The sequence below is a fragment of the Novosphingobium aureum genome, from assembly GCF_015865035.1.
Taxonomy (GTDB): Bacteria; Pseudomonadota; Alphaproteobacteria; order Sphingomonadales; family Sphingomonadaceae; genus Novosphingobium; species Novosphingobium aureum.
In genome coordinates, this window is sequence record NZ_JADZGI010000001.1 from 2,778,634 (window position 1) to 2,791,746 (window position 13,113).

The 13,113-nt window shown below is 64.5% G+C and carries 8 protein-coding genes; 5 read left to right on the forward strand and 3 right to left on the reverse strand.

Annotation, left to right across the window (positions count from 1 at the left end):
* Positions 1-120: 120 nt before the first annotated feature.
* Positions 121-1,551 carry a sensor histidine kinase gene (locus I5E68_RS12875; RefSeq protein ID WP_197164260.1) on the reverse strand — a complete coding sequence of 477 codons (1,431 nt, stop codon included), beginning with the start codon at positions 1,549-1,551 and terminating at the stop codon, positions 121-123.
* Entirely contained in the window at positions 1,541-2,206 is a 666-nt protein-coding gene (locus I5E68_RS12880) for a response regulator (RefSeq protein ID WP_197164261.1), read from the reverse strand. The genes I5E68_RS12875 and I5E68_RS12880 overlap by 11 nt, the downstream gene beginning before the upstream one ends.
* 104 nt (positions 2,207-2,310) lie before the next feature.
* Here I5E68_RS12880 and I5E68_RS12885 point away from each other — a divergent pair, with 104 nt between their 5' ends.
* The 3 genes from I5E68_RS12885 (at position 2,311) to I5E68_RS12895 (ending at position 6,299) form a co-directional block, all read left to right on the forward strand.
* Positions 2,311-3,381: an ABC transporter substrate-binding protein gene (locus I5E68_RS12885; protein ID WP_197164262.1), complete on the forward strand. Its 1,071-nt coding sequence runs from the start codon at positions 2,311-2,313 to the stop codon at positions 3,379-3,381.
* Entirely contained in the window at positions 3,378-4,871 is a 1,494-nt protein-coding gene (locus I5E68_RS12890; protein ID WP_197164263.1) for a porin, read from the forward strand. Before I5E68_RS12885 ends, I5E68_RS12890 begins: the two co-directional genes overlap by 4 nt.
* Positions 4,872-4,943: 72 nt before the next feature.
* Positions 4,944-6,299: a CitMHS family transporter gene (locus I5E68_RS12895; protein WP_197164264.1), complete on the forward strand. Its 1,356-nt coding sequence runs from the start codon at positions 4,944-4,946 to the stop codon at positions 6,297-6,299.
* Between the two features lie 396 nt (positions 6,300-6,695).
* Here I5E68_RS12895 and I5E68_RS12900 read toward each other — a convergent pair whose 3' ends face one another.
* The gene (locus I5E68_RS12900) at positions 6,696-7,829 is read right to left on the reverse strand and encodes a TolB-like translocation protein (protein ID WP_197164265.1); all 1,134 of its coding nucleotides are present in this window, start codon (positions 7,827-7,829) and stop codon (positions 6,696-6,698) included.
* Positions 7,830-7,997: 168 nt separating this feature from the next.
* On the opposite strand from I5E68_RS12900, the gene I5E68_RS12905 reads away from it, so the two are divergent.
* On the forward strand, positions 7,998-10,862 hold the full coding sequence (locus I5E68_RS12905) for a TonB-dependent receptor plug domain-containing protein (protein ID WP_197164266.1): 2,865 nt from the start codon (positions 7,998-8,000) through the stop codon (positions 10,860-10,862).
* Between the two features lie 56 nt (positions 10,863-10,918).
* The gene (locus I5E68_RS12910; protein WP_197164267.1) at positions 10,919-13,111 is read left to right on the forward strand and encodes a ThuA domain-containing protein; all 2,193 of its coding nucleotides are present in this window, start codon (positions 10,919-10,921) and stop codon (positions 13,109-13,111) included.
* The last annotated feature ends 2 nt before the right edge of the window (positions 13,112-13,113 follow it).

Below are 13,113 nucleotides of genomic sequence, written 5' to 3' on the forward strand. Positions count from 1 at the left end.
AGCCGGTGACCTGCCAGACACCGGCTCATCGTGTGGTATACCATCAGATCCGCGACAACGTCCCGTCTTGCGGCGGACTTCACCAGTTTTCAAAGGCAGCCGCCTCAAAGAACCCGCGGCTCAAGCATTTTCCGCAAGGATATCCATGCGGGTCGCATCCTTGAAGGCCAGCGTCACCTTCAGCCCGGGATCCAGCTTCTCGACATGGACTGTCGCGTCCAACCGCTGGGCCGCCGCGCGCACGATCGCGAAGCCCAGACCGCTACCGGTCGAATTCTTGCCTCCCTCGAAGCGCACGAAACGCTCGCCCAACTGCTCAAGTTCACCTTCGGCAAGGCCCGGGCCTTGGTCCGACACGGACACAGAGCCGTCTGAGGTTGTCGCCACGACGACCAGCCCCCCGCTCCCGCCATATTGAATGGCATTGTCCACCAGATTGGAAATCATCTCGAACAGCATGGTCCGGTGCGCGGGAACACAAACGCTCTCGTCCTGTGCCTCGAGCCGCAGTTCGACGTTCGCGGCAATCGCCTGTCCGATGCGACGCCTGATCACCGCGACGCTCACTTCCCGCAGGTTCACCTGTTCAAGCTGAGGCTTGATGCCCTCCTCCTGCGCACGTGCGAGAGCCAGGAGCTGCGTCATGAGGTGTTCCAGACGGTCCGCCGCGTCCGCGATTTCATCCAGCGCACCGGGATCGCCACGTCGCGCGAGAGCGACCTGGACCTTGAGCGCGGAAAGGGGCGTACGCATCTGGTGCGAGGCATCCGCCGTGAATCGGCGTATTCCTGCCGTCGCCATGTCGAGGCGCTCCAGCAGGCTGTCGAAGGCCCGCGACAAGGGCATCAATTCGCGAGGCAATGGTCCACTGTCGAGGGGGGACATGTCCGGAGCGGCGCGCGTGGAGCGGCGTGCGACCGCTTCACGCAGCCGCGCCAGCGGTCGCAGGCTCCAGCCAAGAGCCGGACGCAAGAGCAGCAGGGCAAGGCCGATCAGCAGGATCTCTCCCACGACCAGCGCCAGGATCAGGCGCCGCCCCATTGCCTTACGGTGCCCTAGTGTTTCGGCAATCTGCACCACGACTGGTTCGGCAACACCCGGCAAGGTGCGGCGCAGTTCAGCCATTCGGATACGACGCTCGCCAAAGAAAGCGTAGCGAAAGTGCACTTCGCCGGACTTCCTGGAAGCAAGCTTCTCCGGCACGGGCAGGCCAACATCGCCCGTCAGCAAGCGCTCACCGACCAGCACCCGATAGAACACCGCGTCGCGCTCGGGATTTTCGAGCATGCCGAATGCCGCCGCGGGGAGATCGAGAGTAACCTGCCCGTGCTCGACTTCTACGGTCTCGGCAATCGCCCCCAGCGCGCCAGCCAGCACACGATCGCTCGAACTACGGACCGTATTGGTGACGATGGCGCTTCCGATCAGGCACAGCACGAGCGCTACGACGGCCATGGGGCCCAGCATGGCGGCCAGCAGGCGCGTGCGCAGCGCCGCCGGAGCCGGAGCCGGAGCCGGAGCCGGAGCCGGCAGGGATGCGTCAGCCGGCATCAAGTAGATAGCCTACCCCTCGGACCGTGCGTATCTGCGGTCCGTCCGGGGCCAATTTCGCGCGCAGGCGCGTAATGTGAACTTCGAGCGCGTTCTGTCCCACCGGCTCGTTGAGACCGAAGACTTCTCCCTGCAGCACCTCACGCGCAACGAGCTGGCCTGCCCTGGTGGCCAGCGCATCGAGCACTGCAGCCTCTCGACGGCGCAAATCCAACGCTCGCCCCGCCACACTGACATCGCCGCTGGAGCGGTTTATCCTGAGCGATCCGATGACAAGTTCCGGGGTCGGATCGCCACCGCGCCTTCTGCCAAGCGCACGCACCCTCGCCTCGAGTTCCTCGGCGGCGAAAGGCTTTCGCATGTAGTCGTCCGCGCCAAGATCCAGACCGCGTACCCTGTCATCGAGCGCATCGCGCGCGGTCAGCATCAGGACAGGCATGCGCTCCCCACGCCGGCGTAGAGCTTGCAGTACTTCGAAACCATCCATGTCGGGCAACCCCACATCGAGGATCACCGCCGCGTAAGGCTCCTGAGGCGCAAACAGCAAGGCATCCTGGCCCGTCTCGACGTGATCCACGGCATGGCCCGCTCCCTGCAGCAGCGAGACGAGGCTACGGGCCAGTTGGCTATCATCTTCGACAAGCAAGATACGCAAGACGGCGATTTTCCGTGAAAGGTTGCTGACAGGGATTCGAACTAGATCCGCCTCATCGACAGCCCACCCGACAAGAGGTCCGGGGGGCGAGGGGAGCCAGGATATTGCGTATTTACCTAATTTTCGGCGTGTTCATAGGGGGTGTCATCGCTCTGGCCCTCGGACTTGCGCTGACGTTCAGCGGCTCCCCGGCAGGACTGGACGAAGCCCGCCGCGAAGGCGAGGTACAGGTCTACGCCAACGTGGATAGCGAAGCCGTCGCGCAATTGATCGCAGCCTTCGAAGCGCGCCACACGGGCGTGCGGGTGCACTTTCACGACCTCACCTCGGACACGCTCAACGCCCGTTTCCTTGCCGAGGCGAAGGCACGCAAGCCCGGCGCGGACATCGTCTGGTCCTCGGCGATGGACATGCAGGCCAAGCTCGTCAACGACGGCTACGCGCTGACCTATGCCAGCCCGCAAAGCGACGCTCTGCCCGAAGATGCGGTGTGGAACGCGCAGTCCTACAAGGTGACCGCCGAGCCTGTGGTCCTGGCCTACAACCGCGATCTGATCGCGCCGCAGGACGTGCCGCGCACGCACGCGGCGCTCGAGGTACTGCTCACCAGCCGCCGCGACGAACTGGCCGGCAAGCTCGTCATGTACGACCCGGCGTCTTCCAGTTTCGGCTATCTCCTGCTCACTCAGGATATCGCCGCGACGCGCGACACCCATTCGCTGATCGACGCAATAGGCCGCACCCGGCCCCGGCTGATGACAACGACCCGGTCCATGCTCGATGAGCTGGCGCAGGGAGAGGCCGCGCTCGCCTACAACGTCGTGGGCCCCTACGCGGAACAGCGCGCCAAGGCCGATCCGCGCATCGGCATCGTCTATCCCGAGGACTACACGATACTCACCTCGCGCGTGGCGTTCATCGCCCGCGAGGCGCCCCACCCGGCGGCAGCGAAGCTCTTTCTCGATTTCCTTCTTTCGCGCGAGGGGCAGCAAAGCCTCGCGCGCGCCGGGCTCTCCCCGATCCGGCGCGATGTCTCACGCGTTCGCCTCCCTGCCGAGCAGGTCCGTCCGATCCCGGGTGGCCCGCGGCTTTTCGTCAACCTCGATCCGATCAAGCGTGCCCGCTTCCTTGCCCAATGGAATGCCGCTCTCGCGAACCAAGGCCCCCCAGAATGAAAACTATTCCGATCAGTTGCGCCCTCGGTGCACTGCTAACCGCCACTCCGACCCTTGCCCAGACGCCCTCGGCACAGGATCTGGCCGATCTCGTGCGCCAGCAAGCCGCTGAAATCGCGGACCTGCGCGAACGGGTCAAGGAACTGGAGACGCGCAGCGAGGCACAGCCACCGCGCGCAACCCCTCCCGTCCTCGCCGAAAGCCCTGCCGCGCCTGAAGACACCTCTGGTCAGGGCACGCAGCCCCCGACCCTCGTCACCGCCCCCTACGCGCCGCAACTCATCCCCCCTGGTCCGGCCGAGCGCGACATCGCCCGTGCACGCTCCGCAAACCTTGCAGGAGTCACGACCGAATGGGGCGCGGGTTTGCCGGTCTTCCACTCCGCCGACGGCGAATACACCTTCAAGCCGCGCGGCAGGATCCTCGCCGACGTGGGATCGACGTTCGGCTCTGACCATGACGGGCGCAACATCACGACGACCGGCATGCGCGCGCTGCGCCTCGGCTTCGAAGGCGGCGTGGGCACCCACTTCTTCTATCAGATCGAAGCCGATTTCTCCGAGAACGCGGCCGAGATCATGACCGCATACGTGGGCTGGCGCGACGCGCTGTCCGACGATGTCAGCTTCGACCTGCGCGCCGGACACCTGTTCAACGACCGCGCGTTCGACGGCTCGACCGGTTCGGATTCCACCGCCTTCCTCGAACGCAACACCGTCGCCAACACGATCGTGCCCGAACGTGGCTATTATGGCGTGGGTGCAATGGCGCGCGCCTTCTTTCCGCGCGGGCACGTTTCGCTCTCGATTACGGGTGATCGCGTCGACGGCGATCAGTCCGATAGCGACAGCCGCACGATCACGGCGCGCGCACACGTCAACCCGTTGCGTTCGGATACCGGGGCGCTGCACCTGGGTGCCTGGGGCTTTGACGAATCGCTCGCATCCTCGGCGCAAGATCTGACCCGCAACACGTTCATGGGTACCCGCTTCAACGGGGCCCTGCGCGTCTCCACAGGCGCGCTCGAAGGCGGGACGGGAACCACCGGCTACGGGTTCGAGCTGGGCGGTTACCAGGGCCCGATCTGGGTCATGGCCGAGGCCGGCCAGCGCCTCGCCCGGCGCGACGCCGCTCGCCCCGATTTCCGCACCCGCGCCTACGCGGTGTCTGCCGGATGGTTCCTCACCGGTGAACTTCCCCCCTACAATCCGCGCAACGGCAGCTTTGGCCAGCCTCGCGTCCTCGACCCCGTGTTCGGCGGCGGCACCGGCGCGATCGAGCTGACAGGTCGCTACGAGCAGGTCGCCTTCCAGAACATTCCCCAACCGGCCGATGGCTGGACCGCCACGCTCGGCGCCAACTGGTACCTCAACAGCTTCACGCGCATCCAGGTCAACGGGATCTACTGGCAGATCGACAATGCCACCGGGCCCTACGCGGGAAGCGACAGCGGCCAGACCCTCGCCGCGCGTCTCGGCGTGACCTTCTAGAAGGCGCGCCCCTCCCCCTTCCCTAGCCCCCTCGCCAAGAACAGGGCCGATAACGGCCATCAGGAGAGTTTCATGTTAGCCATCTTTGGACTTCTAACCGTGGTGTGCGTGGTCGCGCTGCTGCTGGCGCGGCTGGCCTCGCCGATCGTGGCGCTGGTGCTCGTGCCACTCGCGGCCGGACTGCTCTATGGCTTCAGCCCCGACGAAGTGTCCGGCTTCTTCGGCGATGGCTTGACCCGCGTGATGCAGGTCGCGACGATGTTCATTTTCGCGATCATCTTCTTCGGCGTACTGCAGGACACAGGCTTCTTCCGCCCCTTCATCAACGGGCTGATCCGCATCACGCGCGGCAATGTGGTCTACGTCGCGGTTGGCACGACGCTGGTCGGCGCCTGCGCCCACCTCGATGGCGCCGGTGCGACGACGTTCCTGCTGACCATCCCGGCCCTGCTCCCGCTCTACCTGCGCCTTGGCATGAGCCGGTATCTCCTGCTCATGCTGCTCGCCACCGGGGCCGGTATCGCCAACATGCTGCCCTGGGCGGGCCCGCTGGGACGCGCCGCCGCCGTAACCGGCATCGAGGTCACCGAACTGTGGCGCCCGCTGATACCCGTGCAGGTCCTCGGACTTGTTCTCCTCGCGGTGCTCGCGCTCGTCCTTGGCTTTCGCGAACGTCGCCGGATCGCCGCCGCCGGATCGCCGGAACAGGCCGTGGCCGAAGCCGACGGCGGTCGTATCAATCCTGCCGGCCCCGACGTCATGGGCCGCAAGGCCGAAGACACTCCGGATCTCAGTGAAGGTGAGCAGGCGTTGCTGCGCCCCCGCCTGATCTGGGTAAACGCAGCCATTTTCGTTGCGGTTCTGACCGTGCTCGTCGCAGGAATTCTGCCCGCAGCCTATACCTTCATGATCGGTCTCTCGATCCTGCTGACCTGCAATTACCGCTCGATCGACCTCCAGATGGCCCGGGTAAGGGCGCATTCCGGACCGGCCCTGCTCATGGGTGCCATCATTCTCGCGGCAGGCAGCTTCCTGGGCGTCCTCGACGGCAGTGGCATGCTCAAGGCGATGGCCCAGGCTCTCGTCGGCATTCTCCCGGAATCGGCCGTTCCCATGCTGCACGTCCTGATCGGCTTCTTCGGCCTGCCGCTCGAACTCGTCCTGAACACCGACGCCTATTACTTCGGGCTGCTCCCGGTCGTACTTCAGGTCGTCGAACCGGTAGGCGTGGCTCCCCAGGCGACGGTGCACGCCCTCATCATCGGGAACATCATCGGCACCTTCATCAGCCCCTTCTCGCCTGCAATGTGGCTTGCACTCGGACTGGCACAGGCGGACATCGGACGGCACATCCGCTATTCCCTGCCGATCATGTGGGCGTTCTCGATCCTGGTTTTTGCAATCGGCTGGTTGCTCGGCCTGTTCTGATCCTGCCCGGTTAGGGACTCCGGTCCGAGTTCCGGGACCGGTCGTCGGCATCGCAGGATATGCGAAAGACGACCGGTCCCGGCCACGGGCCTCGAGGCACTCGAGCCAAGGCCCCAAACTCAGCCTGTCTACGTCCCGGTCTCGGCCAGATTTCCCGGCAACAGACAGTAGGCAACTACTTCCTCCGCCCCATAGTCGACATAGAGGTCATGCCGCCAACGCAGGTCCTGGGCATGCGCCCGCACCTCGCCGCTATAACGAAGCCGGGCCAGAACCATGGTTCCCTCGGGCAACGGACAGGGTCCGCCGAACCACGATATCCATTCGCCGCTCACCAGGCGCTCCTGCATTGAGCTTCCTCCTCGCCGATCCTGAAAGAACGCCGCGCGCGCACCTTCACGGTGCGGTGCGCGCGACACTGGACTTCTCGCCGAGATCCATCATGACGATGCCCTGCCCGACCCCGGCATCGACCACGTCTGCGGATCCGATCTGCATGGCGATGTAACGGCCATCGGGACTGACGACGGGATTGCCGTATTTCCAGCGGCCGTAATCCATGATCCGCGTCAGGCGCGTGTAGCGCGGCTTGTCTGCCTTGAGCTCGAGGATGCAAATGTCCATGCCCGCAGCGCGATCGCCGCTGCATTCGACGAGCGTATGCCTGCCGTCGGGGAAGATGCCTTCGACCTCTCCATACAGTGCCGCGGGCGTCGGATAGCTCGTCAGTGCTCCGCTGCCAAAGTCGACCGAGAGCACTTCCGTCTGGCGCTCGCGCTTCAGAAACGGGGTGAAGTAACATGGCGCAGTCAGCCCGGTGTCATCGGGCAGAAAGTCCTGCGGCTCGACCAGGCAACGAGACGCCTTCGTCTCCAGTACCTGTCGCTCATCGCGCAACACCGGTTGCCCATCCTCCATGGCCACGCGGGCAAGCTTGATCACCGTCCTGTCGATCTCGCCGAAGCTCTTGGCGCGCGGTTCGATTTCGGACCACGCGAGCAGATTGGTCCGAGGCGACACAGCGATGCCCTCGAAGGCCGTACGCTCCAGAGCCACCGGTGCGCGGGTTGCCGCAGCATCCAGCCAGAACAGTTCGATATGGGCGTTGCGCGTGGACTCGCGGTCAGGGCCCATGACGCGCGGGCCCATGAGAATGAAGTTGCCGTCCGCCAGGTAATGGACCCGCAGGAATCCGTTATGCGGTGCATGCGCGGTCAGGTTGCGCACGGCTCCGGTCTTCAGGTCCATCTCATAGGCATCGCCATAGGAAGCCCCGATAAATGCGATACGCGTTCCATCAGGTGAAAAGACCGGACGCTCTCCGAAGGCCGAGAGCAGCCGCATGTTACTAGGCAGATCGAAGGTCGGGTTACCCGGCTTCGATCCAATCCGGAAATCGGCGACGTCGACTTCCGTTTGCGAAGAGCCAGCCTCGGATCGAGCCAGTACCGACGAAGACAAGCCGCCAAGGGCGGCCAAGGGAAGGATAGTCAGAACAAGCCCGGCAGGGGCAATCTTCGAACGGGGCATCGCAAACCTCTCCTTATCTTGATTGTCGGTCCCAGTCGGGACCTCGTGCGTCAAGAAGGACTATTGCCCGAAGTTGATTTGTCAGGCAACCTGATAACTACGCCGGTAGTACCAAGGCGAAATGAGACAGCCCGCAAGGGCGGATAACAGGGAAAGAGGATAAACATCGTGAAAACCACCAGGATTCCTTTGCTGGTTTCAGCCAGTCTGATGGCCTTCGTCATGCCCGCTGCGGCCCACGCGCAGGAAACTGCCCAGGACACCGCTACGCCCGCGCAGGCACAAGACGAGCTGGACAATGCAATGGTGCAGGACATCATCGTCACTGGCTCGCGCATCCAGAGCGCGGGCTTCGAGGCTCCTACGCCGGTCAGCGTGGTAGACACCGGCGACCTGATCAAGACGGCCCCCGCAAGCATCGCCGACGGCCTCAACCAGCTGCCTGCCTTCCAGAACTCGATCAACGGCGACCAACAACAGTTCACCCAGGGCAATCGCCAGCGCACCGGCAACTACCTGAACCTGCGAAACCTCGGCACGCAGCGCGTGCTGATTTTGCAGGACGGTCTGCGCATGCCCCAGACCGGCACCAACGGCGGCGTTGACGTGAGCCTGCTCCCCCAGCTGCTGACCAAGCGCGTCGACGTCGTCACGGGCGGCGCTTCGGCGGCCTATGGGTCGGACGCGGTCTCGGGCGTGGTCAACTTCATCATCGACAAGGACTTCGATGGCGTGAAGGCCCAGGCCCAGTACGGCATCTCGGATCGGGGCGACAAAGCCAACTACCGGCTCGGCGCGGCTTTCGGCACCTCGCTGCTCGACGACAGGCTCCACGTCATCGGCAGCTTCGAGCACTACAAGGTCAACCCGCTGTACAAGCGTGACCGCCCGATCGTACGCGAATCCTGGCAGGCGACCGGGGCCGGCACCGAGGAAAACCCCTTCCGCTATGTGGATGATGTACGCTGGGGCACGGTCTCAGAGGGCGGCTATATCTCGAGCGGTCCACTCGCCGGACAGCAGTTCGCCGACGGAGGTGTCACGGTTCCCTTCGATCCCGGCATCCCGTCGGGCAATCCGGGTTCGCAGCGCGGCGGTGACGGCGCATTCATCGGGGTCGATTGCTGCACCCTGACGCCGGGTGCAAAGACGTATCAGGCCTTCGGACGTGCCGATTACGAATTCTCTCCCGAGCTGAGCGCCTATGCCTCGGTTGGCTACAACTGGTCTTCCAACTACGACATGCCGTTCACCGGGCTGCGCCTCGGCGCGACGATCTTCTCGGACAACGCCTTCCTCGATCCCGCGACGCAGGCAGCGCTTGGCTCCACCGATTCGTTCGTGCTCTCGAAGGTCTGGGGCCCCGAAGAACGGCGCTTCAACAACACCGTCACCCAGAAGAGCGACAGCTTCATCATCAACACCGGTCTCAAGGGCGAATTCGGCGCTGGTCTTCAGTGGACCCTTGGCTACGTCCACGCAAAGACGACCTTCGAAGGCGAAATCGAGGACGCTCTCAACGCGAACTTCTATGCCGCGGCCGACGCCGTACGTGACCCGGTGACAGGCAACATCGTCTGCCGGGTCACGCTGACCAATCCGGGCCTCTATCCCGGCTGCGTGCCGCTCAACCTGTTCGGCCCGAACAGCGTGACCGTGGAGATGGACGACTACATCACCGGTGTCTCGCGCTACAAGGCGACCAACAAGCTCGACAGCATCCAGGCCACGCTCGCGGGAGATATCGTCGAAGGCTGGGCCGGTCCGATCTCCTTTGCCGTCGGCGCGGAATATCGCAAGCAGTCGCTGCTCCAGACCAGTAACAGCGACCCCAGCATACCAACCGATTTCACCGGCCTGCGCGGCGTGCGGAGCACCTATAGGGGTCGTTTCCAGTCGCAGAATCTCGGCACCGCGGACGGTTCGTACAACGTCAAGGAAGCCTTCGGCGAACTCAACGTACCGGTGCTCGACGACAGCGTGGTCGGCTCGCTGGCGCTCAACGGCGCAGTGCGGTGGACCGACTACAGCACCAGCGGATCGGTGACCACCTGGAAGATCGGTGGCGTCTGGGACGGCCTCGACGGGGTGCGCCTGCGTGCCACGCTTTCGCGCGACATCCGGGCACCAACCCTCTACGAACTCTTCGCAGGTCGCGCCACGACCAGCATTACTTTCTCGGATCGCCTGACCGGTCAGCAGGCCGTCTCGAACCAGGTCACCGGCGGCAACCCCGACCTGCAGCCCGAGGTCGCGCGCACCTTCACCGCCGGCATTGTCCTGCAGCCCTCGTTCATCCCCGGACTGCACTTCTCGGCGGATTACTTCCGCATCAAGATCGACGATGCGATCGCGACACCCTATTCCGCGTTCCAGATCGTGGACCTGTGCTACGCAAGCGACTTCACCTCGCCGACCTGCGACCAGATCGACCGCCCGCTCGGTCCGACCAATCCGGATCCGACCAATACCCCGACCGCGATCTATACGCTTAACCAGAACGTCGCGACCCTCATCAACAGCGGCATCGACTTCGAGCTCACCTACCGCCGCCCCGTCGGTTCCGGGACGCTCAACCTGCGTGCGCTCGCCACGCGCCAGCTGACCTTCCAGCAGCGCAACGCGCCCGGCGAGGAGATGCGCAAATTTGTCGGCACATCCGACTTCAACGACGTGCAGTTCCCGCTGCCTCTGCCCAAGTGGCGCGCCAACGTCAGCGCCGGCTGGGAAGGCGAGAACGTCTCGTTCAACGTCCAGGAGCGCATCATCGGCGGCTACGATCGCTCGCGCCAGTTCGTCTACGTCGACAACGAGGTGAAGCCGGTCTTCTACACCGACCTGAACCTGACCTACACCGTGCGTACCGCGCTGGATCGTGAATTCGAGCTGTTCACGACCGTCAACAACCTCTTCGACAAGCAGGCACCGCTCCTGCCGGTCACCCGCACACCGGGCCTGACCGTACCGACGATGCGCAACACCTACGACATCATCGGCCGCTACATCACGGCTGGCGTGCGCTTCAGGATGTGACCCGTACCGCGCGGCGGCCAAGACCGGCTGCCGCGCGGTCGACTCAGGATATTCCCGTGATCGACATAGACCGTAGAACCGTACTGGCCGGCGCTGCCGTGAGCGCGCTGGCCCTGCCCTCGCTTTCCCGTGCCGCAACCGACCCCATGGCTACCCTGCCCGGCTGGCAAGCCGACCCGATGCGCTGGTTCCAGCTGGCCTTCACCGAAGACGACCCGGGCGCTTTCGACCCCGATTTCTGGATGGCCTACTTCCGCGAGATCGGCGCGCAGGGTGTCTGCCTGAGCGCGGGCGGCGGCATTGCCTTCTATCCCACCCGCATTCCGCATCATGGCAAGAGCGCCAACATGACGTCGGGACGCGACCCGTTCGGCACGATGGCCCTGGCCTGCAAGCGCGAAGGCATTGACGTGCTCGCACGCATCGATCCCCACGCGATGCCGCAAAGCGCCTTCGCGGCGCATCCCGAATGGGCCGCGCGCGATGCGCAGGGTGAGGCACGCCGCCACTGGTCGGCCAGCGATCTGTACCTCACCTGCCCTTACGGCCCCTACAACTTCGAGTTCATGCCCGAGGTGATCGACGAGATCGCCACGCGCTACCCGGTAGACGGCTTCTTCGGCAATCGCTGGAACACCCTTGGTCTGTGCCACTGCGACAGCTGCAAGCGCAATTTCGAGGCCGCAACGGGTGCGCAACTGCCGACACAGACCGATCCGGCCACGCCCGAAGGGTTGCGCTGGCACGAATGGTCGCAATCCCGCTTGCTGGCCGTGCAGGACCTGTGGAACGAGACAATCGTGAAACGCCGCCCGAACGCCTTCTTCGTGAGCGGGACCGAACGGCGCGGCATCATGGACTACGATGCCCGCGAGATCGGGGAGCGCATGAAGATGGTCTTCGGCGACCGCCAGGCCCGCTCGAGCGAGTCCACCTACTACACGCCGGGCACCAAGGCCTGGAACAGCGGACGCTTCGCCAAGGAGTTGCGCGGCTACATGTTCGACAAGCCGGTCGGCCACATCATCTCGGTCGGTGTCGAGGAAGAATACCGATGGAAGGATTCTGTTCAGGACGCGGCAGAGATCCGGATCTGGGCCGCTGGCTCGATCGCGCAGGGCGCACGCCCGTGGATCACCAAGTTCAATGCAAAGCCCTTCGACCGACGCTGGATGCCGGTCGTGAAGGACCTGTTCAACTGGCATCGGCGCCATGAACGCTACTTGCGCAATACCGCCAATCTTGCACGCGTCGCGCTGGTCATCGAGAACCGGGGGCCCGCCGTGATCGGCGGGGCGCAGCACCGGCTTGAGATGGAAGGGCACCGCCGAGGCTTCTATCAGGCGATGCTCGAGGCGCGCATTCCCTTCGATGCGATCGATGCTGCATACCTCGACCCCGAACACCTCGCCCGCTTCGACGTACTGGTTCTGGCCAACGCCGCCGTGCTGTCCGAGAGCCAATGCGCGCAACTACGCGCTTTCGTGGCGCGGGGTGGCGCGATCGTCGCGACGCACGAGACATCGCTTTATGACGAGATGGGCAAGAAGCGCCCGGATTTCGCACTCGCCGATCTATTCGGTTGTCATTATGAGAGAACCGAGGCGCCCCTGCACAACAGCTATCTGACGCTACGCGCCCCCCACCCGGCGCTTGCACCGCTCGAAGGGGTATCGCGCACGATCGCCGCGACCGCCCGGGTTCATGTGCGCCGAGACGGGCCTGCCGATGTTCCGATCACGCTCGTGCCCAGCTTTCCCGACCTGCCCATGGAACGCGTCTTCACCGATGTCACCGAGAGCGACATACCGATGGCTCTGTGTCGCAAGGTCGGCAAGGGGCGCGTCGCCTACCTGCCGATGAACATCGCAGCGACCTTCGAGGAACTGCAGCATGCCGATCACATGCGCATCATGGCGGGCATGGTTCACTGGGCACTGGGCGCGCGCCAGCCGATGGAGGTTGCGGGCCCTGGCCTGGTCGATATCGCATGGTGGCGCCAGGAACGCTCCCTCGCGGCACACATCGTCAATCTGAACAACCCGATGACGGGCAGCGGCAGCTATCGCGAGGCGATACCTACCGGTCCCTACGAGGTTTCTCTTGAGCTGCCCGAAGGTGCGCAGGTCCGAGCCGTCACGCTGCTCGATGCAGGCATGCCCGCAACCACGCGCCGGGACGGCGAACGCCTCGTCGTGACCGTGCCCTCGGTCAGCTTCCACGAGATCATCGCCGTCGATCTGGCCTGAAG

Bases quoted from the DNA above. Each gene is read 5' to 3' on its own strand.
- I5E68_RS12875 (WP_197164260.1), bottom strand. From the start codon at position 1,551: ATGCCGGCTGACGCATCCCTGCCGGCTCCGGCTCCGGCTCCGGCTCCG.
- I5E68_RS12890 (WP_197164263.1), top strand. From the start codon at position 3,378: ATGAAAACTATTCCGATCAGTTGCGCCCTCGGTGCACTGCTAACCGCC.
- I5E68_RS12895 (WP_197164264.1), top strand. From the start codon at position 4,944: ATGTTAGCCATCTTTGGACTTCTAACCGTGGTGTGCGTGGTCGCGCTG.
- I5E68_RS12900 (WP_197164265.1), bottom strand. From the start codon at position 7,829: ATGCCCCGTTCGAAGATTGCCCCTGCCGGGCTTGTTCTGACTATCCTT.